This is a genomic window from Methylobacterium hispanicum, from assembly GCF_022179285.1.
Lineage (GTDB): Bacteria > Pseudomonadota > Alphaproteobacteria > Rhizobiales > Beijerinckiaceae > Methylobacterium > Methylobacterium hispanicum.
In genome coordinates, this window is sequence record NZ_BPQO01000025.1 from 18552 (window position 1) to 43417 (window position 24866).

General features: G+C 71.6%; 20 protein-coding genes. 13 read left to right on the plus strand and 7 right to left on the minus strand.

The window, feature by feature from the left end:
- The first annotated feature begins 4 nt into the window (after nt 1–4).
- The 10 genes from MFF56_RS23615 to MFF56_RS23660 all read left to right on the plus strand — a co-directional run bounded on the left by MFF56_RS23615 (nt 5) and on the right by MFF56_RS23660 (nt 11528).
- Complete coding sequence (locus tag MFF56_RS23615) at nt 5–505, plus strand: peptide deformylase (RefSeq protein WP_066922568.1); 501 nt, start codon at nt 5–7, stop codon at nt 503–505.
- Between the two features lie 119 nt (nt 506–624).
- Complete coding sequence (gene poxB / locus MFF56_RS23620) at nt 625–2358, plus strand: ubiquinone-dependent pyruvate dehydrogenase (RefSeq protein ID WP_066922566.1); 1734 nt, start codon at nt 625–627, stop codon at nt 2356–2358.
- A gap of 70 nt (nt 2359–2428) precedes the next feature.
- A complete protein-coding gene (locus MFF56_RS23625) occupies nt 2429–3172 on the plus strand; it encodes a (Fe-S)-binding protein (RefSeq protein ID WP_066922564.1) in 744 nt (247 codons plus the stop codon).
- Nucleotides 3169–4737 (plus strand): lactate utilization protein B, encoded by a 1569-nt coding sequence (locus tag MFF56_RS23630; protein WP_238231403.1) that lies wholly within the window; start codon nt 3169–3171, stop codon nt 4735–4737. Before MFF56_RS23625 ends, MFF56_RS23630 begins: the two co-directional genes overlap by 4 nt.
- Nucleotides 4734–5330 (plus strand): LutC/YkgG family protein, encoded by a 597-nt coding sequence (locus tag MFF56_RS23635; RefSeq protein ID WP_238231404.1) that lies wholly within the window; start codon nt 4734–4736, stop codon nt 5328–5330. Before MFF56_RS23630 ends, MFF56_RS23635 begins: the two co-directional genes overlap by 4 nt.
- A gap of 96 nt (nt 5331–5426) precedes the next feature.
- Complete coding sequence (locus tag MFF56_RS23640) at nt 5427–6287, plus strand: transglutaminase-like domain-containing protein (RefSeq protein WP_066919878.1); 861 nt, start codon at nt 5427–5429, stop codon at nt 6285–6287.
- A gap of 165 nt (nt 6288–6452) precedes the next feature.
- Nucleotides 6453–7832, plus strand: a complete 1380-nt coding sequence (locus MFF56_RS23645) for an ethanolamine ammonia-lyase subunit EutB (protein WP_066919875.1) — start codon at nt 6453–6455, stop codon at nt 7830–7832.
- Nucleotides 7829–8608 carry an ethanolamine ammonia-lyase subunit EutC gene (gene eutC, locus MFF56_RS23650; protein ID WP_066919873.1) on the plus strand — a complete coding sequence of 260 codons (780 nt, stop codon included), beginning with the start codon at nt 7829–7831 and terminating at the stop codon, nt 8606–8608. The genes MFF56_RS23645 and eutC overlap by 4 nt, the downstream gene beginning before the upstream one ends.
- Before the next feature lie 291 nt (nt 8609–8899).
- On the plus strand, nt 8900–10630 hold the full coding sequence (gene ilvD / locus MFF56_RS23655) for a dihydroxy-acid dehydratase (RefSeq protein WP_066919871.1): 1731 nt from the start codon (nt 8900–8902) through the stop codon (nt 10628–10630).
- On the plus strand, nt 10617–11528 hold the full coding sequence (locus MFF56_RS23660; RefSeq protein WP_066919869.1) for a tetratricopeptide repeat protein: 912 nt from the start codon (nt 10617–10619) through the stop codon (nt 11526–11528). Before ilvD ends, MFF56_RS23660 begins: the two co-directional genes overlap by 14 nt.
- A gap of 225 nt (nt 11529–11753) precedes the next feature.
- Here the strand turns inward: MFF56_RS23660 and truA are convergent, their stop codons facing one another.
- The 4 genes from truA to recR form a co-directional block, all read right to left on the minus strand.
- Nucleotides 11754–12506, minus strand: a complete 753-nt coding sequence (truA, locus tag MFF56_RS23665; RefSeq protein ID WP_066919867.1) for a tRNA pseudouridine(38-40) synthase TruA — start codon at nt 12504–12506, stop codon at nt 11754–11756.
- 1 nt (nt 12507) lies between these two features.
- The gene (fmt, locus tag MFF56_RS23670) at nt 12508–13440 is read right to left on the minus strand and encodes a methionyl-tRNA formyltransferase (protein WP_066919865.1); all 933 of its coding nucleotides are present in this window, start codon (nt 13438–13440) and stop codon (nt 12508–12510) included.
- Between the two features lie 10 nt (nt 13441–13450).
- Entirely contained in the window at nt 13451–13966 is a 516-nt protein-coding gene (def, locus tag MFF56_RS23675; RefSeq protein WP_066919863.1) for a peptide deformylase, read from the minus strand.
- Nucleotides 13967–14098: 132 nt separating this feature from the next.
- Nucleotides 14099–14704 carry a recombination mediator RecR gene (recR, locus tag MFF56_RS23680; RefSeq protein WP_066919861.1) on the minus strand — a complete coding sequence of 202 codons (606 nt, stop codon included), beginning with the start codon at nt 14702–14704 and terminating at the stop codon, nt 14099–14101.
- A 419-nt stretch (nt 14705–15123) separates the two neighbouring features.
- Here recR and MFF56_RS23685 point away from each other — a divergent pair, with 419 nt between their 5' ends.
- Complete coding sequence (locus tag MFF56_RS23685; protein ID WP_238231407.1) at nt 15124–16743, plus strand: phosphoenolpyruvate carboxykinase; 1620 nt, start codon at nt 15124–15126, stop codon at nt 16741–16743.
- A gap of 297 nt (nt 16744–17040) precedes the next feature.
- On the opposite strand, the gene MFF56_RS23690 is transcribed toward MFF56_RS23685, so the two are convergent.
- Nucleotides 17041–19524: a PBP1A family penicillin-binding protein gene (locus tag MFF56_RS23690; RefSeq protein WP_238231409.1), complete on the minus strand. Its 2484-nt coding sequence runs from the start codon at nt 19522–19524 to the stop codon at nt 17041–17043.
- A gap of 217 nt (nt 19525–19741) precedes the next feature.
- Complete coding sequence (locus MFF56_RS23695) at nt 19742–20386, minus strand: HdeD family acid-resistance protein (protein ID WP_066927772.1); 645 nt, start codon at nt 20384–20386, stop codon at nt 19742–19744.
- Between the two features lie 193 nt (nt 20387–20579).
- Here MFF56_RS23695 and MFF56_RS23700 point away from each other — a divergent pair, with 193 nt between their 5' ends.
- Nucleotides 20580–21809: an HlyD family secretion protein gene (locus tag MFF56_RS23700; protein WP_066927770.1), complete on the plus strand. Its 1230-nt coding sequence runs from the start codon at nt 20580–20582 to the stop codon at nt 21807–21809.
- Nucleotides 21806–23401, plus strand: coding sequence for a DHA2 family efflux MFS transporter permease subunit (locus tag MFF56_RS23705; RefSeq protein WP_066927768.1), 1596 nt, complete (start codon nt 21806–21808; stop codon nt 23399–23401). Before MFF56_RS23700 ends, MFF56_RS23705 begins: the two co-directional genes overlap by 4 nt.
- 52 nt (nt 23402–23453) lie before the next feature.
- On the opposite strand, the gene MFF56_RS23710 is transcribed toward MFF56_RS23705, so the two are convergent.
- On the minus strand, nt 23454–24665 hold the full coding sequence (locus tag MFF56_RS23710) for a transglycosylase SLT domain-containing protein (RefSeq protein ID WP_066927766.1): 1212 nt from the start codon (nt 24663–24665) through the stop codon (nt 23454–23456).
- Nucleotides 24666–24866: the final 201 nt, after the last annotated feature.

The following is a 24866-nucleotide window of genomic DNA, read 5'->3' on the forward strand; positions in this document are numbered from 1 at the left end:
CGCCGTGCCGGCGCGGCCGCTGATCCTCTGGCCCGATCCGCGGCTGCGCCGCTCTTGCGCGCGCGTCGAGACCTTCGACGACGATCTGCGGGCACTCGCCGCCGATCTCACCGCCAGCCTCGACGCCGCGATGGCGGCGGGGCTCACCGCGGCGCATGTCGGCGAGTTGCGCCGCCTCGTGGTGCTGCGCCCCGAGCCCGGCGGCCCGGCGAGCGTCTACTGCAACCCGGAGGTCGTGGAGGCCGCGCCCGAGCGCGCGGCCGGCCGCGAGGGCAGCGTCTCGATGCCGGGGGTCGCCGACGACGTCGAGCGCGCCGCCTGGGTGCGGGTGCGCTTCCAGGACCTCGACGGCGTCGGCCAAGAGGAGCGCGCCGAGGGTTTTCGCGCGGCCTGCCTGCAGCACGAGATCGACCAGCTTGACGGCGTCTTCTGGATCGAGCGCCTGTCGCGCCTGCGCCGGGAGCGCATATTGAAGCGCTTCGCCAAGCTGCGGGATGCAGGATAACGCACAATAGTGTCATCCGGCCGGGAACCCTGCGCCGAATAGATGGCTGATGCCCTGCGAAGGCGAGGAACCGCCCCGGTTCTCACGGGTTCGGCCCGCGGATACGGGAGCCACTGCCCATGCGCATCACCAACGTCGCCGACCTCGTCGTCGAGACCCTCCAGGAGGCGGGCGTCCGCCGGATCTTCGGCGTCGTCGGCGACAGCCTGAACGCCATCACCGAGTCGATCCGGGCGCGGGGCACGATCGATTGGATCCACGTCCGCCACGAGGAGGCCGGCGCCTTCGCGGCGGGCGCCGAGAGCCAGATCACCGGCGGGCTCGCCGTCTGCGCCGGCTCCTGCGGGCCGGGCCACGTCCACCTCGTCAACGGCCTCTACGATTGCCACCGCACGGGCGCGCCCGTGCTCGCCATCGCCGCCCACATCCCCTCGGCCGAGATCGGCTCCGGCTACTTCCAGGAGACGAACCCGACCGCGCTGTTCCGCGATTGCAGTCATTACTGCGAGCTGGTCTCGGACCCGGCCCAGCTTCCGTTCGTGCTGGAGAACGCGATGCGCGCGGCCATCGGCCAGCGGGGCGTCGCCGTGGTGGTGATCCCGGGCGACGTCGCCATGAAGGATGCGCCCAAGCGCGGCGTGACGCCCCGCGCCGGCCTGATCCCGCCGCGCCCGATGGTGCGCCCGGCCGATTCCGACCTCGACGCGCTCGCGGAGCTCCTGAACGGCTCGAAGCGCGTGACGCTGCTGTGCGGGCGCGGCTGCGCCGGGGCGCACGCGGAGCTGATGCAGCTCGCCGAGGCCCTGAAGAGCCCGATCGTGCACGCGCTCGGCGGCAAGGACCACGTGGAGTACGACAACCCCTACGATGTCGGCATGACCGGGCTGATCGGCTTCTCCTCGGGCTACGCCGCGATGATGGGCTGCGAGACCCTGCTGATGCTCGGCACGGCCTTCCCCTACAAGCAGTTCTACCCGCAGGACGCCAAGGTCGCGCAGGTCGACATCCGCCCGCACGAATTGGGGCGGCGCTGCCGCATCGATCGCGGCCTCGTCGGCGACGTGCGGGCGACGATCCAGGCCCTCCTGCCGAAGCTCGCGGGCAAGAGCGACCGCGCCTGGCTCGACGCCAGCCTGAAGCACTACGCCCGGGCCCGCGAGGGGCTGGACGAGCTCGCCACCGGCCGGCCGGGCAGCGGGCTGATCCACCCGCAATACCTCACCCGCGTGATCAGCGAGGCGGCCGCGGACGACGCCGTGTTCACGGCCGATGTCGGCACGCCGACCGTCTGGGCGGCGCGCTACCTCACGATGAACGGGCGCCGCCGCCTCATCGGCTCCTGGGTGCACGGCTCGATGGCCAACGCCATGGCGCAGGGCATCGGCGTGCAGGCGGCCGAGCCCGACCGGCAGGTCATCGCGCTCGCGGGCGACGGTGGGTTCAGCATGTTGATGGGCGACTTCCTGACGCTGCGCCAGCACCGGCTGCCGCTCAAGGTGGTGGTGTTCAACAACGGCTCGCTCGGCTTCGTCGAGATGGAGATGAAGGCCGCGGGCTACCTCGAGACCGGCGTCGCCCTCGACAACCCGGATTTTGCCGCCATGTCGCGCGCGGCCGGCATCTTCGCCCTGCGGGTGGAGGATCCGGGCGACCTGCCGGGCGCGGTCAGCGAGTTCCTGGCCTTCGACGGCCCCTCGCTCCTCGACGTCACGGTGGCGCGCAACGAGCTGTCGATCCCGCCGAAGATCGACGGGCAGCAGGTGAAGGGCTTCAGCCTCTACATGCTGCGCGCCGTGATGAGCGGACGCGGTGACGCGGTCCTCGACCTCGCCAAGACGAACCTCATCCGCTAGACCGGGACGGCCAGTTTCGAACCGTTCCACACGCCTACGTGAGCGGGGGGCTGGCGAGCCGGGAGCCGCCATGCGTATCGGACTGTTCGTCCCCTGCTACGTCGACGCCTTCGAGCCCGAGGTCGGCATCGCCACGCTCGAACTCCTGGAGCGCTTCGGCCTCGAGGTGGAATACCCCTACGACCAGACCTGCTGCGGCCAGCCGATGACCAATACCGGCTGCCACCAGGAGGCGGCCGCGACCGAGGCGCTCTTCGTCAGGAATTTCTCCGGCTTCGACTACGTGGTCGCCCCCTCGGGAAGCTGCGTGCATCAGGTGCGCGAGCACCTCACCGCGATCCCGCAGACCGACGAGGTCCGGAAGGTCCGCGCGAGCACCTACGAGCTGGTCGAGTTCCTGCACGACGTGCTGAAGGTCGAGGCGCTGCCCTGGGCGCGCTTTCCCCACAAGGTGGCCTACCACGCCAACTGCAACGCGCTGCGCGGCATCGGGCACGCGCGCCCGTCCGAGCTGAACCTGCCGTATTTCTCCAAGCCCCTGAACCTGCTGCAGAAGGTCGAGGGCGTGGAGCTCGTGAACCTCGCTCGGCCCGACGAGTGCTGCGGCTTCGGCGGCACCTTCTCGGTCTTCGAGCCGGCGGTCTCGGCCAAGATGGGCTACGACAAGGTGGCCGACCAGAAACGGGCCGGGGCCGAGTACGTGGTCTCGGCCGATTCCTCCTGCCTGATGCACCAGAAGGGCTGCGCCGAGCGCCTCGGCCTGCCGCTCAAGTACATCCACATCGCCCAGGTGCTGAACGGAGCCGCCGCATGAGCGAGGAGCTTCACCCCCGCGAGCGCGAGGGGGTCGTCAACCCGGCCGTGCGCGCGCCCGACGACGCGAGCGAGCGCGGTCAGGACGGGCGCCGCCTCGACCACGCCGAGGGCACCTCGAAGCCGATCCAGGCGCCCGCCCAGCGCGAGCCCCAGCCCCGCGGCGCCAAGATCCGGGGCGACCGGCCGATCGACCAGGGCGAGGCCGCCGAGCGCTTCCTCGCCGCGCCGCTGCACGCCGCCGCCCACGACGAGCGGCTGTGGGACCTGCGCCGCAAGCGCGACACGGCCGCCCACGGCATTCCCGAATGGGAGGAGCTGCGGGAGCTCGCCTCGCAGATCAAGCAGCACACGCTCGCGAACCTCGACACCTATCTCGAGCAGTTCGAGGCGGCGGCCAAGGCCAACGGCGTCCACGTGCACTGGGCGAAGGACGGGGCCGACCACAACCGGATCGTGCTCGGCATCCTGCGCGACCACGGCGCCAGGACGCTGGTGAAGTCGAAGTCGATGCTCACCGAGGAGTGTGGATTCCGCCACTTCATGGAGGGCGAGGGCGTCGAGATCATCGAGACCGATCTCGGCGAGCGCATCCAGCAGCTCGACAACGAGGAGCCGAGCCACGTCGTGGTGCCGGCCGCCCACAAGACCCGCTTCGACGTGGCCGAAGTCTTCGCCCGCACGCTCGGGACCGACCCGGACAACGACGACGCCCACTACCTCGCCGAGAGCCAGCGCGAGACCACCCGACCCTACATCCTGAACGCCGATGCGGGGCTGACCGGCTGCAACTTCGCGGTGGCCGAGACCGGCACGGTCGTCACCTGCACCAACGAGGGCAATGCCGACCTCTCCGGCAACGTGCCGAAGCTCCAGATCCACTCGATCGGCATCGAGAAGCTGATCCCCCGCGTCGAGCACCTGGGCGTGTTCCTGCGCATCCTCGCGCGCTCGGCGCTCGGCTCGCCGATCACCCAGTACACCTCGCACTTCCGCGGGCCCCGGGCCGGCACCGAGATGCACTACGTGCTGGTCGACAACGGCCGCGCCGCGCGGCTCGGGATGGAAGAGTTCTGGACCTCGCTCAAATGCATCCGCTGCGGCGCTTGCATGAACACCTGCCCGGTCTACCGGCGCTCGGGCGGCCTCTCCTACGGGGCGACCTATGCCGGCCCGATCGGGCTGATCATCGATCCGACCTTCAACAAGCGGAAGTACTCGACCCTGCCGTTCTCCTCGACCATGAACGGCTCCTGCACCAACGTCTGTCCGGTGAAGATCAACATCCACGAGCAGATCTTCGCCTGGCGCAAGGTGCTGGCCGAGGAGCACCAGATCCCGATGCTCAAGCAGGGCATGATGAAGGCCGCGGGCGCCGTGCTCTCAAGGCCTGCGGCCTACCGGGCGGCGATCGGCGCGGCGGATTCGGCGCTCAAGGTGCTGCCGCGCTTCGCCGTCTACAACCCGCTCAACACCTGGGGGAAGAAGCGCGAGATGCCCGACGCTCCCCGGCAGAGCTTCCACGCTTGGTACAGGGAGAACCGCATGAAGGACGGCGCCAAATGAGCGCGCGCGACGCGATCCTGGCCGAGATCCGGAAGAACCGGCCGGCGGGCGAGCACCCGCTGCCCGCGGTGCCGCGGTTCACGCCGCTCGTCGGCGACGACCTCGTGGCCGAGTTCGGCGAGCGCCTGAAGCGCATGGGCGGTCGCATCGCCGAGCCCGGGGCGGACGACGTCTTCGCGGGCGTGCGCGAGCGCCTGGACGGGGCGAAGGTCGTCGCCTCCGCGGTGCCCGAACTCGCCGGCAACCGCGATCTCGAGGCGGTCGCCCGGCCGCGGGACGTGGACGACGTCGACGTGGCGGTGGTGCGCGCCGTGTTCGGCATCGCGGAGACGGGCTCGGTGCTGTTCACGGAAGGTCAGTTGATCGTGAACGCGGTGGCCTACCTCGCCCAGCACCTCGTGGTGCTGCTCGATCCCGCCGACATCCTGCCCAACGTTCAGGCAGCCTACCTGCGCCCCGAATTCGGGCAGGCCGCCTACGCGGTGCTGCATACAGGGCCGTCGGCCACCGCCGACATCGAGGGCGTGCTGATCCACGGGGCGCAGGGGGTGCGCTCCCTGACGGTGGTGCTGCAACCGCGGGCAAACGCCTGAGACAGCGGCGCTTCTTCGTGCAGCGGTGGGCGGAACCGGGGCGGGGGCGGGCACTTTGCTCCGGCTGAGAGCCGCCCCCCGAAAGATCCCGTCCCGATGCGCTACACCCTCGGCTGCACCCTGTCCTACAACATCCTCTCGGACACCACCTTCATCTTCAACCTCGAGGTCGCGAAGCTGAAGAGCGTCGAGATCCTGAGCGAGAGCCTCGTTCTCACGCCGGACCTGAAACGCGAGGTCTACATCACGCCGGATCTCCAGAACCGCTACCTCGGCGTCAACGTGCCGATGGGTCAGTTCACGCTGGAGTACAATGCCGAGGTCGATCTGACCGTGCACCGGGCCGACCCGGCGACGATCAACGAGACGCCGGTCTCGGCGCTGCCGCTGGACATCCTGCCGTTCCTGCTGCCGAGCCGCTTCGTCTCCTCGGACCGGCTCGCGCCCTTCGCGCTGGCCGAGTTCGGCGCGCTCCCCAAGGGGCACCAGCGCGTCAACGCGATCTGCAACTGGATCCACGACCACATCACCTACCAGCCGGGCGCCAGCGACGGCGAGACCACCGCCGACGAGAGCCTCTTGAAGCGGGCCGGCGTCTGCCGCGACTTCGCGCATCTCGGCACCGCCTTCTGCCGGGCGCTCGGCATCCCGGCCCGCTTCGTGAGCTGCTACGCCCACGGCCTCGTGCCGAGCGACTTCCACGCCGTGTTCGAGGCCTATCTCGACGGGCGCTGGTGGCTGTTCGACGCCACCCGTCAGGCCGATCTCGACGGGCTGGTGCGCATCGGCGTCGGCCGGGATGCCGCCGAGATCGCCTTCTCGACGCCCTACGGCAACATGCAGCCGGTCAACCAGCAGATCCGCATCCAGCGCTCGGACGGTTCGGGCAGCCCGATGCCGCGCACCGTCGACGCGATCTCGACGGAGGTGCCGGCGCCGCATGCCGGGGCGGCATAGCTGGATCCTGTTGTCCTGTGATCCTCCGCGGATGCTCCCTTCCCGTCTGGGGGGAGGGAGAGCGCAGGCGCTGGGAACGCGAGGACAAGGGGCATCGCCAAGCCCGCCCGGTCTGATACGCTCAGCCAACGTTCAGCCAACGTCACGAGCCCGAGAGGTCCCCCGATGGCCTACCGCCACGTCGTCGGCCCCCGAACCTGGGCCTTCGCCGACCTCGCCACCCTGATGGCCAAGGCGACGCCGCCGCGCTCGGGCGACCGGCTCGCCGGCATCGCGGCGGAGTCCGCGGAGGAGAGTTGGGCCGCGCGCTGGTGCCTCGCCGAGGTGACGCTCAAGGAGATCCTGGCCCGGCCGCTGATCCCCTACGAGGCCGACGCCGTCACCCGCCTGATCCTCGACACCCACGACGCGGCCGGCTTCGCGGAGATCGGCCACCTCACGGTCGGCGACTTCCGCGAGTTCCTGCTCACCGCCTCCCCGGAGACGCTGGCCCGCATCGCCCCCGCGGTCACGCCCGAGATGGCCGCGGCCGTCTCCAAGATCATGCGCAACCAGGACCTGATCCTGGTCGCCCGCAAATGCAGGGTGGTGACGAAGTTCCGCAACACGATCGGCCTGCCCGGCACGCTCGCGGTGCGGCTGCAGCCGAACCACCCGACCGACGACCCGGCCGGCATCACCGCGGCGGTCCTCGACGGGCTCTCCTACGGCTGCGGCGACGCGGTGATCGGCATCAACCCGGCCTCCGATTCGGTCCAGGCGCTCGGCGACCTCCTGCACCTCCTCGACGCGCTGATCCAGCGCCACGCCATCCCGACGCAGGCTTGCGTGCTCACCCACGTCACCACCACCCTGGAGGCGATGGAGCGGGGCCTGCCGGTCGATCTGGTCTTCCAGTCGATCGCCGGCACGGAGGCCGCCAACGCGAGCTTCGGCGTGACGCTCGATCTCCTCAAGGAGGCGCACGAGGCGATGCTGTCCCTCAAGCGCGGCAGCCTCGGCGACAACGGCATGTATTTCGAGACTGGCCAGGGCTCCTGCCTCTCGGCCGACGCGCATCACGGCATCGACCAGCAGACCCTGGAGGCGCGCGCCTACGCGGTGGCGCGGCCCTTCCGGCCGCTCCTCGTCAACACGGTGGTGGGCTTCATCGGGCCCGAATACCTCTACGATGGCAAGGAGATCATCCGGGCCGGGCTGGAGGACCATTTCTGCGGCAAGCTGATGGGCGTGCCGCTCGGCGTCGACGTCTGCTACACCAACCACGCCGAGGCCGACCAGGACGACATGGACACGCTCCTGACGCTGCTGGGGGCTGCCGGCTGCACCTACATCATGGGCGTGCCGGGCGCCGACGACGTGATGCTGAACTACCAGTCCACCGCCTTCCACGACTCGCTCTACCTGCGGGAGGTGCTGGGCCTGAAGCGGGCGCCCGAGTTCGAGGCCTGGCTCCACGCGATCGGCCTCACGGACGGGGCCGGGACCCTGCTGACAGGGGCAGAGAACCGCCTGCTCGCCGACGCACCGGGGCTCGCCGCGTGAGCGATCAGGCCGAGATCTGGGCGCGGCTCGCCCGGCTGACGCCCGCGCGGATCGGCCTCGGCCGGGCCGGCAGCGGCCAGACCACCCGCAGCGTCCTCGGCTTCGGCCTCGCCCACGCCCAGGCGCGGGACGCCGTCCACACCCCGATGGATGCCGACGCGGTCCGGGCCGGGATCGAGGCGCTCGGCCTGACCGTGCGCGCCGCCGCCTCGCGGGCCGAGGACCGCGCCACCTATCTGCGCCGGCCCGATCTCGGCCGCAGCCTCGCCCCGGAGAGCCGCGACGCGCTGGCGGCGGCCGCCGGGGAGCCCTGCGACCTCGCCCTCGTGGTTGCGGACGGGCTCTCGGCCCGGGCGATCCACGAGAACGCCGTGCCCGTCCTCGAAGCCTTCCGGCCGCACGCGGAGAAGGCCGGCTGGCGCCTCGCGCCGGTCGTCGTCGCGGGGCAAGCCCGCGTCGCGCTGGGCGACGCCGTCGGCGAGGCCCTGCGGGCGCGCGCCGTCGCCGTGCTGATCGGCGAGCGGCCGGGCCTGTCCTCCCCCGACAGCCTGGGGATCTACCTGACCTTCGGACCCCGTCCCGGCCGGTCGGACGCCGAGCGCAACTGCATCTCGAACGTGCGCGCGGCCGGCCTCGCGCCGGACGCGGCGGCCTTCAAGCTCGCCTGGCTCATCGGTCAGGCGCTCAGCCGCGGCCTCACCGGCGTGCACCTGAAGGACGAGAGCGACCGCGCTCTCGAAGCTCCGGACCTTCCGGCGGCGCTCGTCCAAGGTTAGCCCGGCGCCTCATCGGTATTCGCCCGCAAGCGTGGCTGTGGCGAGGTCGCAACACCGCGAAAGCATCCCGGGTTTGCCCTGAGTGCTGCCCCGAACCGCCGCGTTCCCGCCATAAACCGGGACCACCTCAGCATCAGCGGTAAACGGCAGATTCTGCAACGCTTTACCGCGCTGTTACGAGGGATTCCGGACAGCGTTTCGACCCTTCGCACAGCGCCGCAAGGCGATGTGGAACGGCCGCGCGCACCCCACATCCGAGAATCGTCGCTGAGTACGGACAGGGCCCGGGTCATGGACGCGCGCGTGAACGACAAGTCGAAGCTGCCGAGCCGGCACGTGACGGAAGGTCCTGACCGCGCGCCGCACCGCTCGTATCTTTACGCCATGGGCCTGACCCGCGAGCAGATCCATCAGCCGCTCGTCGGCGTCGCCTCATGCTGGAACGAGGCCGCCCCCTGCAACATCTCGCTGATGCGCCAGGCCCAGGCCGTGAAGAAGGGCGTGGCCGCCGCCCACGGCACGCCGCGCGAGTTCTGCACCATCACGGTCACCGACGGCATCGCCATGGGGCATGCCGGCATGCGCGCCTCGCTGCCGTCCCGCGAGGTCATCGCGGACTCGGTCGAGCTGACCATGCGCGGCCACGCCTACGACGCGCTCGTGGGCTTGGCCGGCTGCGACAAGTCGCTGCCCGGCATGATGATGGCGATGGTGCGCCTCAACGTGCCGTCGATCTTCATCTACGGCGGCTCGATCCTGCCGGGCTCCTTCCGGGGCCGGCCGGTCACCGTGCAGGACCTGTTCGAGGCGGTCGGCAAGGTCGCGGTCGGCGACATGAGCCTGGAGGACCTGGACGAATTGGAGCAGGTCGCCTGCCCCTCGGCCGGCGCCTGCGGCGCGCAGTTCACGGCCAACACCATGGCGACCGTGTCCGAGGCGATCGGGCTGGCGCTGCCCTACTCGGCCGGCGCGCCCGCCCCTTACGAGATCCGCGACAAGTTCTGCGCCGCGGCCGGCGAGAAGGTGATGGAGCTCATCGCCAAGAACATCCGCCCGCGCGACATCGTCACCCGCAAGGCGCTGGAGAACGCCGCCGCCACCGTCGCGGCCTCCGGCGGCTCGACCAACGCGGCGCTCCACCTGCCGGCGATCGCCCACGAGTGCGGCATCGAATTCACCCTGTTCGACGTGGCCGAGATCTTCCGGCGCACGCCCTACATCGCCGACCTCAAGCCCGGCGGGCGCTACGTCGCCAAGGACATGTTTGAGGTCGGCGGCATCCCGCTCCTGATGAAGACGCTCCTCGACCACGGTTACCTGCACGGCGACTGCCTGACGGTCACCGGCCGCACCATCGCGGAGAACCTCGAGAAGGTGGCCTGGAACCCGGACCAGGACGTGGTCCGCCCGGCCAACGCCCCGATCACCCCGACCGGCGGCGTGGTGGGCCTGCGGGGCAACCTCGCCCCCGAGGGCGCGATCGTGAAGGTCGCGGGCATGCCGGCCGAGCATCAGGTCTTCACCGGCCCGGCCCGCGTCTTCGACGGCGAGGAGGCCTGCTTCCAGGCGGTGCAGAGCCGGACCTACAAGGAGGGCGAGGTCCTGGTGATCCGCTACGAGGGCCCGCGCGGCGGCCCCGGCATGCGCGAGATGCTCTCGACCACCGCTGCCCTCTACGGCCAGGGTATGGGCGACAAGGTCGCGCTGATCACGGACGGGCGCTTCTCGGGCGCCACCCGCGGCTTCTGCGTGGGCCATGTCGGGCCCGAGGCCGCGGTCGGCGGGCCGATCGGCCTGATCCGCGACGGCGACCTGATCACGCTCGACGCGATCCAGGGCACCCTCGACGTGGCGCTCTCCGACGCGGAGCTGGCCGAGCGCCGCAAGGCCTGGGCCCCGCGCGCCAACACCGCGACCTCCGGCTATCTCTGGAAATACGCGCAGGGCGTCGGCCCGGCTGTGACCGGCGCCGTGACCCATCCGGGCGGCGCCAAGGAGACGCAGACCTATGCGGACGTCTAGGTCCGACCTCAGCTGGCCCGCGCGGCCGGCCGGGGCCGATCCGTGTCGGCCCGGCCTGTCCAACCCGCGCGCGGAGATCCTGCGCCTCCTCGGCTTCGCCGGGCTCGCGGCCGCGATGACGCTCGCCTCGGTCCCGGCCCCGCGCGCGCTCGACGCCACCGCCCGCACCCCCGTGCCCGAGAAGACCTACCGCTCGGCCAAGGATGCGCTCCGCGCGGGCGTGCGCGAGTACAACGCGGGCGACAAGGAAGGCGCCGCGCGCGCGCTCGAATACGCCGCGGGGCAGGGCCACGCGCTCGCCCTGTGGAAGCTCGGCCGCATGTACGCCGACGGGGACGGCGTGCCGCACGACGACCTGAAGGCCTTCGAGTACTTCTCGCGCATCGCCGATGCCGGCACCGACGACGCGCCGGACGCGCAGATCTCGGGCGTGACCGCGAGCGCCTTCAACGCGCTCGGGGCCTACTTCCTCGACGGGATCAAGGGCACCTACGTGCGCCCGAACCCGGCGCGGGCCTACGACATGTTCAACTACGCGGCGTCCTATTTCGGCGACCCGAACGCGCAGTACAACCTCGCCCGCCTCTACCTGGAGGGGACCGGGGTCGATGCCGACGCGCGGCAGGCGGCCCGCTGGTTCAACCTCGCGGCGGAGAAGGGCCACCACCCGGCCCAGGCGCTCCTGGGCGACATCCTGGTCAACGGGATGGGCGGCGTGCCGGTGCAGCGGGTGCGCGGCCTGATGTGGCTGGCGCTCGCCCGCGAGGGCGCGCAGGGGCGCAAGGACGAGTGGATCGTCACGCTCTACGAGAAGAACTGGGCGGCCGCGAGCGAGGACGACCGCGCCGACGCGCAGGCCCAGATGCAGACCGTGGGCTCGATCAAGCGGAGGCGGTGAGGGCCGCCTCCGGTGCACCGGCTGGAATGGCGCCGCCCCTTTCCCGGACGCCCGGAGCGTCAGCGGAGGGTGATCCGGGATCCAGCACAAGGAGACGCGCAGCGTCCGCATGCAGCGACGGGGAATGAAGATCGAGCCGCTTCGCGGCACTCTGCTCGCTGGATCCCGGATCACCTTCCACTTCGTTCCAGGCGTCCGGGAAAAGGATGGCGCGTCGGGCTCGGATCAGGCGTAGTCCACGCCCGCGAAGGTGAGCCCGCAGGCCGGGGCCAGCGGGCCGCAGCGGTGCTTGGCCCGCGTCGCCAGGATCTCGGCGACGTCGTCGGCCGAGAGGCGGCGCGAGCCCGCCAGCATCAGCGTGCCGACCATCGCCCGCACCTGATGGTGCAGGAAGGAGCGCGCCGCCGTCGCCACGACGATCTCGTCGAACAGGCCGAAGCGCACTCGCGCCACGTCGAGCTGCTCCAGCGTGCGCACGGGGCTGTTGGCCTGGCACTCCGCCGCGCGGAAGGCCGAGAAGTCGTGGCGGCCGAGCATCCGCTGGGCGGCCGCGTGCATCAGTTCCGGGTCGAGGGCCCAGGGCACCTGCCAGACATGGGCGCGGGTCAGCGCCGCGGGGCTGCGCCGGTTGAGGATGCGGTAGCGGTAGTGCCGCCGGATCGCCGAGTGGCGGGCATCGAAGGTCTCCGGCACGATCTCGGCCGAGAGCACCGCCACGGGTTGCGGCCGGAGATGGGCGTTGAGCGCGTCCCGCACGGTGTCGGTGCGCCAGTCCCTGGCGAGATCGAGATGCGCCACCTGCCCGATCGCGTGCACCCCCGCATCGGTGCGCCCGGCGCAGGTGAGCCGGACGGTCTCGCCCGAGAAGCGCAGCACAGCCTCTTCGAGGGCCGCCTGCACGGAGGGGTCCTCCGCCTGCCGCTGCCAGCCGCGGAAGGGCGCGCCGTCGTACTCGATGACGAGCTTGTAGCGGGGCATCTCAGGTGGAGAGCCGCGCGCCGGGCTCCAGCCGAACCCCGCGCAGGAACTCCGCGCCGCTCGCGACCCCGCCCTTGCCGGCCCGGCGCAGTTCGAGCAGGCGCACCGCGCCCGTGCCGCAGGCCACGGTGCAGCCCTCGTCGAGGAGCGTGCCGGGCGCGCCGGAGCCGGAAGTGGGCAGCGCCCGCAGCACCTTCACGCGCTCCGCACCCTTGCCGAGATCGGCCTCGAAGAAGGCGCCGGGGAAGGGCGACAGGCCGTTGACCTGCCGGACCACCGCCTCGGCAGGCTGAGACCAGTCGATCCGCGCCTCGTCGTTGGTGATCTTGTGGGCGTAGACGACGCCCGCCTCCGGCTGCGGCGCGAAGGCGAGGTCGCCCGCCTCCAGCCGGCGCAGCGCCTGTCCCATCAGGTCGGCGCCCAGGGGCATCAGCGCGTCGTGCAATTCACCCGCGGTCAGGCCGGGGGTGATCGGCACCCGCGCCTCGAGCGCCACAGGGCCGGTATCGAGCCCGGCCTCCATGCGCATCACGCCGACGCCGCTCTCGGGGTCGCCCGCCATCACGGCGCGCTGGATCGGGGCGGCGCCGCGCCAGCGCGGCAGGAGCGAGCCGTGCAGGTTGAGGCAGCCGTGGCGGGGCAGGGCGAGGATCGCGGGCGGCAGGAGCATGCCGTAGGCGACGACGACGGCGACGTCCGCGTCGTGGGCCGCGAAGGTCTCGGCGGCCTCGGGCCCCTTCAGGCTCGCGGGCGTCAGCACCGGCAGGCCGAGCGTGTCGGCGAGCGCCTGGACGGGGGAGGGGCGCACGGCCATGCCCCGCCCGCCCCGGGCCGGCGCGCGGGTGTAGACGGCGGTGATCGCGTGGCCGTCCTCGGCCAGCCTCGCCAGCGTCGGCACCGCGAAATCCGGGGTGCCCATGAAGACGACGCGCATGGCAGGGCTCTCAGGCGGCGTCGCGCTTGGCCGCCTTGGCGAACTTCTTCATCACCCGGTCGCGCTTCAGCTTCGAGATGTGGTCGATGAAGAGCACGCCGTTGAGGTGGTCGATCTCGTGCTGCAGGCAGGTGGCGAGCAGGCCGTCGGCCTCGATCTCCTGCTCCCGCCCGTCGAGGTCGCGGAAGCGCACCCGCACCCGGTCGGGCCGGGTCACCTCGGCGTAGTAGTCGGGGATCGACAGGCAGCCCTCCTCGTAGCCGCGCGTCTCCTCGGATTCCCAGGTGATCACCGGGTCGAGGAAGACCTGCGGGCGGCGCGCGCCCTCCTCCTTCGAGGTGTCGATGGTGACGATCCGCTTCTGCACGCCGACCTGGATCCCGGCCAGCCCGACCCCGGGGGCGTCGTACATCGTCTCCAGCATGTCGTCGGCGATCTTGCGGATCTCGGCGGTGACGGTGCCGACCGGCTCCGAGACGAGGCGCAGGCGCTGATCCGGCAGGATGACGAGGGGAAGGATGGCCATGGCTCGATCGGGACGGTGCGCGGGCGTCTGAGGAAGCGTTTCGAATAGGGTGGGGCGCCGGAGCGGTCAAATGAAGGGGCGCCGATGTTCTCCTTCCCCCCCTCTGCGGGGGAGGGAGAGCGACGCGCGGCCTCAGAACGCCGTACGGCTGCGGATCGCCGCCATCAAGGTGCCCTCGTCCAGGTAGTCCAGCTCGCCGCCCACCGGCACGCCGTGGGCGAGGCGGGTGACCTTCAGGTCGAGGTGGCGGATCGACTCGGTGACGTAGTGGGCCGTGGTCTGTCCGTCGACGGTGGCGTTGAGCGCCAGGATGACCTCCTTGACCGCCGGGTCGCTCGCCCGCTCGACCAGGGTCGCGATGTTGAGGTGCTCCGGCCGCACGCCGTCGAGAGCCGAGAGCACGCCGCCGAGCACGTGGTAGCGCGCCTGGACCGCGCCCGAGCGCTCCAGCGCCCAGAGGTCGGAGACGTCCTCCACCACCACGAGCGTCGAGGGATCGCGGGCGGCGTCGCGGCAGATCGTGCAGGGGTCGCTGGTATCGACGTTGCCGCAGGCGTGGCAGACCACGATGCGCTCGGCCGCCACCCGCATGGCGTCGGCGAGGGGCCCCAGCAGCGTGTCGCGCTTCTTGATGAGTTGCAGCGCGGCGCGGCGGGCCGACCGAGGCCCGAGCCCCGGCATCCGGGCGAGAAGCTGGATCAGGCGCTCGATCTCCGGACCGGCGACGGCTTGCGGCATCGGGGACTCTCGTGTCGGGGTGGGCCGTTCCGGCAGGCGGCGCGCCCGCCATAGCGGGGCCGGGGGACGGCCGAAAGGGCGGCGCGAAGGTCGTGCGCCGGATTACAATATAGGCGTTCCGTCGCGCCCGCGCCCGCCCGTGCGACCATCGTTCAGGATACAGACAGGCGGTCGGCTCCACTCCCGCGCGGCGGCCCGGCACCTGCCGGCCGCGCTCCGGACGTTGGGAGCCCACAGGGCGGACCTACGCCCAAAGTTCGGATTGACCGGGCGGCCCGCGCCGCCCGACCAAGGCAGGGTCGGGAGCGGAGAACCAGCGTGCGGCGGTCCTGAACGACCGCACGGACGCTCCCAGCAATCCCGGGAGTACGTCCCGGGATTGCGGAGACGGCGCGAACAGGGGCTCGGGAGAGACGATCGTGACGAATATCGGTGAGTTCAACGCGGGCCACGGCGCCGAGGCGATCGGCCTCCGTGACCTGAAGGCCGTCCACTGGAACCTTGAGGCGCCCCGCCTCTACGAGGAGGCGTTGTCACGCAAAGAGGGGCAGCTCGCCCGCGGCGGCGCCCTGGTGGCGACCACGGGCAGCCATACGGGCCGCTCGCCCAAGGACAAGTTCGTGGTGCGCGACGCCGCCACCGAGAACGAGATCTGGTGGGACAACAACGGCGCGATCACGCCGGAGCAGTTCGAGACCCTGTACCAGGACTTCCTCAAGCACGCCGAGGGCCGCGAGCTCTTTGCCCAGGACCTCTACGGCGGTGCCGATCCGGCCCACCGGGTCAAGGCCCGGGTCTTCACCGAGTTCGCGTGGCACTCGCTGTTCATCCGCAACCTGCTGATCCGGCCGGACCGCTCGGAGATCGCGGGTTACGTGCCCGACATGACGATCATCGACCTGCCGAGCTTCCAGGCGGACCCCGCCCGGCACGGCTGCCGCTCGAAGACGGTCATCGCCATCGACTTCACCCGCAAGATCGTGCTGATCGGCGGCTCGGCCTACGCGGGCGAGATGAAGAAGTCGGTCTTCACCTATCTCAACTACATCCTGCCCGGGAAGGGCGTGATGCCCATGCACTGCTCGGCGAACGCCGCGCTCGACGCCGAGGGCGGCTCGGCGATCTTCTTCGGGCTGTCCGGCACCGGCAAGACCACGCTGTCGAACGATTCCTCGCGTCAGCTTCTCGGCGACGACGAGCACGGCTGGTCGAACGAGGGCATCTTCAACTTCGAGGGCGGCTGCTACGCCAAGACCATCCGGCTCTCGCGCAACGCCGAGCCCGAGATCTACGCCACCACCGAGCGCTTCGGCACGGTCATGGAGAACGTGGTGATCGATCCGCTCACCCGGGTGCCGGACTTCGACGACGCCTCGCTCACCGAGAACACCCGCTGCGCCTACCCGCTCGACTTCATCGCGAACGCGAGCGCCACGGGCCGGGCCGGGCATCCGAAGAACATCGTGATGCTGACCTGCGACGCCTTCGGGGTGATGCCCCCGATCGCCAAGCTGACCGGCGCCGAGGCGATGTACCACTTCCTCTCGGGCTACACCGCGAAGGTGGCGGGCACCGAGCGCGGCCTCACGGGGCCCGAGGCGACCTTCTCGACCTGCTTCGGCGCGCCCTTCATGCCGCGGCACCCGAGCACCTACGGCAACCTCCTGCGCGACCTCATCGCGGAGCACGGTGTCGATTGCTGGCTCGTCAACACCGGCTGGACCGGCGGCGGCGTCGGCACCGGCCGCCGCATGCCGATCCGCGTCACCCGCCGCCTGCTCGGTGCGGCGCTCGACGGCTCGCTCGCCCAGGCCGAGTTCCGCCGCGACCCGTATTTCGGCTTCGCGGTGCCGGTCTCGGTGCCGGGCGTCGAGCCCCACATCCTGACCCCGGTGAAGACCTGGGCCAACAAGGGCGCCTTCGTGGAGACGGCCGCGCGGCTCGTCGCGATGTTCGACGAGAACTTCAAGCGCTTCGAGAGCCACGTCGAGGCCGACGTGCGGCAGGCCGGGCCGTCGGCGCAGGCGATCGCGGCGTGATGTGAAAGAAGGGGCCGCCTCGGGCGGCCCCCGTGTGAGACGGGCCCTCCTCGCCGTCGGCGGGGAGGGCTTTTTCGTACCCGCGTCACTCTCCCTCCCCCTCTGCGGGGGAGGATGGGCCGGCCGTCAGGCCGGGTCGGGTGAGGGGAACCACGCTCACGGAAGAGGTGCGGGCTTCATGCAGGGCATAGCCTGATCCTGCAGCGTCCCTCCCCTCTCTGCGGGACTTCGTCCCGACCGTCACCCTTCGGGTGCCACCCTCCTCCGCAGAGGGGGGAGGGAGAATTGTGGCGCGCTTCAGCGCTCGCGCCCCCACAGGCCCACGCGCTCGGAGCGGGCCTGCTCCTCGGCGGCGAGCAGATCCTGCGGCGCGTCCTCGCTCGCCCGGGCGCCGCCGGCCGCCAGGATCAGGGCGGCGAGGTCGTCGCCGTCGATGCGGCAGCGCATGCCGTCGCCCTCGGCGGCGCAACTCACCTCGCGGCGGCGCAGGTAGCGGGCGAGTTGGCGGGCGAGCGCGCCGCCCTGGCCCTCGACGCCGGCAAGCCGCACCACCCGGCCGCGGAACGACAGGGTGCCGGTGTCGATCACCTCCGGCACGCCGCGCGCCTCGGCGCCTGCGGGGATCGCGGCGGGCGGAACCGGGGCCGAAGGATTGGGGGTAGGGGCCGGGGCGGGTGCCGGCTCCGCGCGGGCGGCCGAGGGGCGCTTGCGGCCCTTGGCGAGTTGCGCGGAGGCCCGCTGCACGAAGTCCCGGAACATCGCGGCCGGCAGATCGCCGCCGCCGACCCGGTTCATGGAGCTGTTGTCGTCGTTCCCGACCCAGATGCCGACCACCATCTCGGGCGTCACGCCGATGAACCACGCGTCGCGGTAATCCTGCGTCGTGCCGGTCTTGCCGCCGACCGCGAGGCCCGGGACCTTCGCGGCCTTGCCGGTGCCGGAATCGACCACCGCCTGGAGCGAGTCGAGCATCATGGTCCGGCTGTCACCGGGCAGCCCCCGGGTCGCGGCCTGGTCCGGGTGCAGGTAGATCGGCTGCGGCTGGCCGCCCCGGATCGCGTGGACCGCGTAGGTCTCCAGCGGCGTGCGGTTGGCGAGCACGCCCGCGTAGGCGCGGGTCATCTCGAGGAGCGTCACCTCGGCCGAGCCCAGCGCGAGGCTCGGCACGCTCGGCAGATCAGAGGTGACGCCGAGCGATTTCGCGGTCGCGATCACGGCGGGGATGCCGAGCTCGTCGCCGAGCTGGGCCGCGATGGTGTTGACCGAGAGCGCGAAGGCGCTGCGGAGCGGCAGCGCGCCGCGGAAACGATTGTTGGAATTCTGCGGCTCCCAGTCGCCGATCTGGACCGGGCGGTCGACCAGCACCGAGTCCGGGCTCAGGCCCTGCTCGTAGGCGGTGAGGTAGACGAAGAGCTTGAACAGCGAGCCGGCTTGGCGCTTGGCCTGGACCGCGCGGTTGAACTGGCTGTCCTCGTAGTCGCGCCCGCCGACCATCGCCAGGATCGCGCCCTGCGGCGAGAGCGCCACGAGGGCGGCCTGGGAGACCTTCTTCTTCGCACCCTCCGCGTCGAGGCGGCGGGCGATCACACCCTCGGCGAGGCTCTGCAGGTCGAGGTTCAGGGTCGAGCGCACCGTGAGGTCGCCGCCCGTGTCGGTGAGGCGCCGGGCGTCCGCCTGCACCATGTCGAGGAAGTAGTTGGTGCCCGGCGGCGTCTCGGGCGGCGTGCGCAGCGTCACGGTCTTGGCGCGGGCCGCGTCCGCCTCCTTGGTGGAGATGGCGCCGGTCTCGACCATGGCCTGGAGCACCACGTCGGCCCGCTCCTTGGCGCCGCCGAAATTGCGGGTGGGGGCGAGTTGTGAGGGGGCGCGCACGAGGCCCGCCAGCATCGCGGCCTCCGGCAGGGTCAGCTGCTTGGCGGGCTTGCCGAAATAGCGCCGGGCCGCCGCGTCGGCCCCGTAGGCGCCCGCGCCGAAATAGGCGGTGTTGAGGTAGCCGACCAGGATGTCGCTCTTCGACATCTCGCTCTCGGCCCGGAGCGCCAGGAAGGCCTCCTGGATCTTGCGCCGGAGCGTCTTCTCCTGGGAGAGCGAGGTGAGGCGGACATATTGCTGGGTGATGGTCGAGCCGCCCTCGCGCACGCCCCCGCCGGTCGTGTTGCGCCACGCGGCGCGCAGGAGCCCGCGCAGGTCCACGCCCCAGTGGCTGTAGAAGCGCCGGTCCTCGATGGCGACGATGGCCTGGGCCAGCGTCGGCGGCAGGTCGGCTGCAGTGAGCCGCTCGCCCCGGAAGGCGCCCCGGGTGGCGAAGACGCGCCCGTCGTCGGCCTCGACGGTGAGGGCGCGGCTGCCCGGATCGTTCGAGACCGAGCCCAGCGGCGGCAGGGTCAGGAAGGCGGCCAGCACGTAGAGCAGCAGGGCGCCGAGCGGGAGCCCGACGACGAGGGCCGCCAGGGCGAGGGTGCGCCGCCGGGGCCGGAAGGCCCGGCGCGACGCGGCCGCGGGACGCTCGGGTGCGGGGGCGGCCTCCGGGGACGCGCCGGCCACGGAGGAGGGTCGGGCCTTCAGGCGCCCAGCGAGGCCGCCGAGGCCCGCGGCGCCGCGGCGCCCGAGCCGGCCACCGCCGCGGAGAGCCGCGCGGGCGGCGCCGGCGCCGAGGATGCCGAGTTGGCGCGCGAGGCTGCGGGCGGCCGAGGCCGCCTCGCGGGCCGCCGCGCGGGTGTCGGGTTCGGCCCGCGGGTCCGGCGCGCCGGGGCCCGGGCGTTCCGGATCGGGAGGGTTCATCGCATCCGCCAGCGGCCGTGCCGCCTGTCACGCTGTCTCGCGGCCGTTCTAGACGAATCCCGCGGGGCGCCGCTACGGCGCGAAAGCCTCACCGTGGATCCGGTTGCCGGGCGGGTGCCGCAATGGGGGCGAGGTTCTCGCCCCGGGACTCCCGCCCTCGCTCGGCGCGCGCTCCCTCTCCCTCTGCGGGGCAGGGAAGACCGCGCGCCGGCCCGCCTCAGAGCCGCCCGAGCGGCATCGGCCGGCCCGCCGCCTCGTGGCGGCCGCGCAGGCGGAAGGCCAGGATCACGAGCAGCACCCCGAAAGCCACCGCGTAGCCGCCGAGCCACCACGTCAGCACCAGGGCGGACATGCCCGGATTGATCAGCAGCGCCAGCCCGAACAACAGCGAGACGACGCCGCCCAGAACCAGCCACCAGCGCCCGTAATGCAGGTGGAGCCGGAAGGCCGCCGCGATCATCAGCCCGCCCGAGACCAGCGCCCAGATCGAGACCAGCAGCACGAAGGCCCAGACCGCCGCAGCCGGCATCAGGAAGGCGGTCACGCCGACCAGGATGTCGATGAGCCCCTCGAACAGCAGGAAACCCCAGCGCTCGTGGCGCTGCGCCGCTCGCACGGCCGCGACGATGCCGAAGACCCCATCGACCAGCATGTAGGCCGCGAAGAACAGCACGAGCGAGAGCACGAAGGCGGCGGGCGCCGCGAGGGCGACGACCCCGAACAGGATGGCGAACACGCCCCGCAGGGCGACGAGCCACCAGTTGCGGGCGAGCACCGTGCTCATCGCGTCGAGGCGCGCCGGCCCGGTGAGGGGAATGCCGGACGGGCCCGTTCCTCCCGACGCGTCGGACGTTCCAGCCATGCCATGGTCCTCCGGCCGCGTCGCGGTCTGGCAGACCGCACGCCTGCCGCAACGCCGAGCGGAGGGCGGCGTTCCGTGCGACGCAAAGGCACGGGATGGAACTTTGGTGTCATCCGTCCCTTTGCGCTGTCGAGGCGGGTTCACACGCGGCGCGTCCCTGAGGGGGCGGGTCCCTTTTCGGCAATCACCACCGATGCTTGACGATCAGCGGCAGGCCGCGCCCGCCGACGCTTTCGCGCGCCGGTCCGAGCCGGAGGACGCACGCGACATCCTCGACCTCCAGCCGACGGGCCGGAAGCCCGGCGACGGCGCGCGCGAAGCCGTGCCGGAGGGCGAGGGGGCGGAGGCGCCGGACCCGGCCGAGGACGAGGCGGACGAGACCGAGGCGCGGCGCCCGAGCGTGCTGCGTCGCCATCCCTGGTGGTTCGTGCTCGGCGGGCTCGCGGTCGTGGCGCTCGGCGTCGCCACGTTCGTCTACTGGCGGATCTACCTCCATCCCTACGAGACCACCGACGACGCCTTCGTGGACGCGCGCAGCTTCACGATCGCCCCGAAGGTCGGTGGCTACGTCGTGGCCGTACCGGTCACCGACAACCAGCACGTGGAACCCGGCGACACGCTCTTCCGGATCGACCCGCGCGACTACCGCGTCGCACTGGCGCAGACCGAGGCGCAGGTGCAGGCGGGCGAGGCCGCGATCCGGAACGTCGATGCGCAGATCGAGGCCCAGCGGGCGCAGATCGAGGTGGCCAGGGCACAGGTCGAGACCGCGCAGGCGGCGCTGAAGTTCGCCGAGGAGGACGCCGCCCGCTATCAGAAGCTCGCCGAGCGCGGCGCCGGCACGATCCAGCAATCGCAATCCTCGACCTCGACCCTGCAGCAGCGCCAGGCCTCGCTGACGAGCGCCGAGGCGAGCGTGGTGGCGGCCCGGCAGCAGGTCGGCTCGCTCCAGGCCCAGCGCGCCAGCGCCGAGGCGCAGCTCGCCCAGGCCAAAGCCCAGCGCGACCAGGCCAAGCTCAACCTCGGCTATACGACCGTGACGGCGGCCCAGGCCGGCCGCGTCGTGCGCCTGACCGGCGACGTCGGTGCGTACGCTCAGGCCGGACAAAGCCTCGCGATGTTCGTGCCCGACGCGATCTGGATCACCGCCAACTACAAGGAGACCCAGGTCACCGACATGCGCCCGGGCCAGCCCGTCGCCGTCACGATCGACGCCTATCCGGACCGGACGATCACCGGCCGGATCGACTCGGTGCAGCCGGGCTCGGGCACCGCCTTCAGCCTGCTCCCGGCGCAGAACGCCACCGGCAACTACGTGAAGGTGACGCAGCGCATCCCCGTGAAGATCGTGGTCGACGCGTGGCCGACCGACGTCTCGATCGGGCCCGGCATGTCGGTGGTGCCGAAGGCCCACGTGCGGTGAGCGCGACCGCCGAGGGATCGGCCAAGGCGCCGGGGGGCCACAACCCCTGGGCGATCGCCCTCGTGGTGGCGCTCGCCACCTTCATGGAGGTGCTCGACACCACGATCGCCAACGTGGCGCTGCGCTACATCTCGGGCGGCCTCGCGGTCGGGCCCGACGAGGCGGCCTGGGTGGTGACGAGCTACCTCGTGGCCAACGCCATCACGCTGATCGCCTCGAGCTTCCTGGCCAAGCGCTACGGGCGCAAGGCCTTCTTCATGTGGAGCGTGGCGCTCTTCACCCTCGCCTCGATCCTGTGCGGCTTCGCCTGGAGCCTCGAATCGCTGCTGCTCTTCCGGGTGCTCCAGGGGCTCGGCGGCGGCGGCATGGCGCCGCTCGCGCAGTCGATCCTGGCGGATTCCTTCCCGCCCGCGAAGCGGGGCCAGGCCTTCGCCCTCTACGGCGTCGCGATCGTGGTGGCGCCGGTGATCGGTCCGACGCTCGGCGGCTGGCTCTCCGACAACGCCTCCTGGCACTGGTGCTTCCTGATCAACGGGCCGATCGGCGTGATCGCGCTCGGCCTCATGTACTGGCTGATCGAGGACAGCGAGGCGGCCAAGCGCGAGCGCCGGGACTTGCGGCGGAAGGGCGTGCGCTTCGACCTCGTCGGCTTCCTGCTGGTCGCGCTCTTCCTCGGCTCGCTCGAGGTCGTCCTCGACGAGGGCCAGCGCAAGGACTGGTTCGGCACCTCGACGCTGATGAACGTCTTCGGCGTGCTGACCGTGGTCTCGTTCTGCGCCATGATCCCGTGGTTGCTCACCCGGAAGAACCCGGTCATCGACCTGCGGCTGCTCAACAGCCGCCAGTTCGGCTCCTGCTTCGTGGTGATGCTGTTCACCGGCGCGGTGCTGATCGCCACTACGCAGTTCATCCCGCAGATCACGCAGGAATATTACGGCTACACCGCCACCCTGTCGGGGCTGGTGCTGGGCCCCGGCGGCCTCGTCACGGTGGCGATGATGGCGCTGGTCGGGCGGCTCTCGTCCGTCGTGCAGCCGAAATGGCTGATCGCGACGGGCGGGGCGATCGTGGCGGCCGGGATGTACGACCTGACCCGGATCTACGGCGACACCACGTTCTGGTTCTTCGCGTGGTCGCGGATCTATATCGGCATCGGCCTGCCGATGATCTTCCTCTCGGTGACCTCGGCCTCCTACGAGGGCCTGCCGAAGGACCGGACGGATCAGGCCTCGGCGCTCATCAACGTGGCGCGCAACGTGGGCGGCTCGATGGGCGTGTCGCTCGCCCAGAACATCCTGGCCTATCGCAGCCAGTTCCATCAGAGCCGGCTGGTGGAATCCGTCGATCCGTCGAGCCCGGCCTACCAGGAGACCCTGGCCCAGGCGACGCGCTACTTCCAGCAGCACGGCCTGGCGGGGCCGGACGCGCAGAACCAGGCCATCGCCTGGATCGGCAGCCAGCTCTCCACGCAGGTGGCGTACTGGGCCTATATCGACGTGTTCTGGGTGCTCGGCGCGATGACCGCCTGCCTCGTGCCGCTGGCGCTGATCCTGAAGGATGTGAAGCGCGGCGGTGCGCAGACGGCGCATTGAGATCGCATCTCGACCCTCCCCCGCAGAGGGGGGAGGGGGAGCGTCGGGGATCTCACAGCCCCGCCGGCAGCGCCTCGGTGACCTGCACGCGGCCGGTCTCGGCGGGCTCGGCGACGCGCACCGGCGCCGCATCCGCGATTTCCGGCGCGGCCTCGGGCTGGCGGGCGAGCGCCGCGACGCCCTCGTAGCGGCTCAGCCGCTTGTCCATCATGCCGTCGATGCGCTCGTAGACCTCGGCCACGCTGAGGCCGCGGCGGCCCCGGCCGGCCTTCTCGGTGAACAGGCTGCGGTTCGCCCGCGCGGCGGAGCGGAAGGCCTTCTGGGCCGAGGCCTCGGGCCTGTCGCTCGACAGGCTGAGGAAGCGGCCGGCGCTCGCGGTGCCGAGGAAGTGGGCGAAGTACAGCTCGGTCGTGCTGAGCTCGCGCCCGACCCGGGCCTCGATCCGGCCGCGGTCGCGCTTCACCAGCTCGGCCGCCATCAGGCAGGCGATGTAGGGGTCGTTGCGCAGGCCCAGCACGCGCTGGCGCATGCCGTCCGCCACCGAGATCGCGCCGCCGCGGCCCCGCACGGCGGCGGCCTCGTCGGCGAGCCCGTAGCGGGCGCCGTAGTCGCGGATCATCTCCAGCCATGTCGCGGTCACGAACTGGAACAGGCCCTGCGCCGAGGAGGTCGCGGCCTTCACGTCGGTCTCGAAGCTCGATTCCTTGTCGGCGAGCGCCATCATGTAGACGGGATCGACGCCGGCCTCGTCGGAGGCCCGCAGGATGGTGTCCACCACCCGGCGCGGCACGCTCATCGGGCCGAACTTGATCTTCTCCTCGCGCGCGTCCTTCACCGGCTGCGGCAGCGCGGCGAGGTCGTTCTCGATCAGCGCGGTCGTCGCCGGCTCCTGCTCGGGGAGGGGCACGCCGGTCCAGTCGCCTTCGGAACCCGTCTCGTCCTCGGGCGTTTCGTCGGTGGAACTGGCAGCCCCCACCGTCTCGGCCGCCGCCCGCGCCTCGAAGGCCTGCGCGGCCCGCGGGTTCAGGTCGATGCGATCGTGCGCCGCGGCGACCGGCGCGAAGGCGGTCTGCGGCAGGACGAGCCCCGCCAGCAGGGCAGCGACCAGCGTCGCGCTCCAACGGGTGTTGGCGAAGCTCCGGCGCTCTTGTCCGCGCACGGCCCGCGGCAGCCACGCTACGGCCTGATCCTCACAAAAGGTCTCGCAAGGCACGAGACGGCTCACGTCGTCGGCGCGGCGCGCCGGCTCCGGGAAAACCCCCATGTCTGGTCCTTCTTGTGCCGCGGCGTTCTTCGGCCGGGCTTTCGTTCAGCGGCGGCTCTATCCACAGCCGACGTGACCAGAATGGGACGCTCGCGTGATCGTGGCGTGATCCTCCCGTGGCACCCGGGATGCGGCGTTACGTCCTCGGATTTCCGTCGAATCGGCGCCGTGTTCGGGCTCGGTTCAGCCAAGCAGCGCCAC

Bases quoted from the DNA above. Each gene is read 5' to 3' on its own strand.
- MFF56_RS23630 (WP_238231403.1), top strand. From the start codon at position 3,169: ATGAGCGAGGAGCTTCACCCCCGCGAGCGCGAGGGGGTCGTCAACCCG.
- MFF56_RS23695 (WP_066927772.1), bottom strand. From the start codon at position 20,386: ATGGCTGGAACGTCCGACGCGTCGGGAGGAACGGGCCCGTCCGGCATT.
- recR (WP_066919861.1), bottom strand. From the start codon at position 14,704: ATGCCGCAAGCCGTCGCCGGTCCGGAGATCGAGCGCCTGATCCAGCTT.
- fmt (WP_066919865.1), bottom strand. From the start codon at position 13,440: ATGCGCGTCGTCTTCATGGGCACCCCGGATTTCGCGGTGCCGACGCTG.
- MFF56_RS23645 (WP_066919875.1), top strand. From the start codon at position 6,453: ATGGCCTACCGCCACGTCGTCGGCCCCCGAACCTGGGCCTTCGCCGAC.
- MFF56_RS23640 (WP_066919878.1), top strand. From the start codon at position 5,427: ATGCGCTACACCCTCGGCTGCACCCTGTCCTACAACATCCTCTCGGAC.
- MFF56_RS23690 (WP_238231409.1), bottom strand. From the start codon at position 19,524: ATGAACCCTCCCGATCCGGAACGCCCGGGCCCCGGCGCGCCGGACCCG.
- MFF56_RS23710 (WP_066927766.1), bottom strand. From the start codon at position 24,665: ATGGGGGTTTTCCCGGAGCCGGCGCGCCGCGCCGACGACGTGAGCCGT.
- def (WP_066919863.1), bottom strand. From the start codon at position 13,966: ATGGCCATCCTTCCCCTCGTCATCCTGCCGGATCAGCGCCTGCGCCTC.
- MFF56_RS23625 (WP_066922564.1), top strand. From the start codon at position 2,429: ATGCGTATCGGACTGTTCGTCCCCTGCTACGTCGACGCCTTCGAGCCC.
- poxB (WP_066922566.1), top strand. From the start codon at position 625: ATGCGCATCACCAACGTCGCCGACCTCGTCGTCGAGACCCTCCAGGAG.
- ilvD (WP_066919871.1), top strand. From the start codon at position 8,900: ATGGACGCGCGCGTGAACGACAAGTCGAAGCTGCCGAGCCGGCACGTG.
- MFF56_RS23700 (WP_066927770.1), top strand. From the start codon at position 20,580: ATGCTTGACGATCAGCGGCAGGCCGCGCCCGCCGACGCTTTCGCGCGC.
- MFF56_RS23660 (WP_066919869.1), top strand. From the start codon at position 10,617: ATGCGGACGTCTAGGTCCGACCTCAGCTGGCCCGCGCGGCCGGCCGGG.
- truA (WP_066919867.1), bottom strand. From the start codon at position 12,506: ATGCCCCGCTACAAGCTCGTCATCGAGTACGACGGCGCGCCCTTCCGC.
- MFF56_RS23635 (WP_238231404.1), top strand. From the start codon at position 4,734: ATGAGCGCGCGCGACGCGATCCTGGCCGAGATCCGGAAGAACCGGCCG.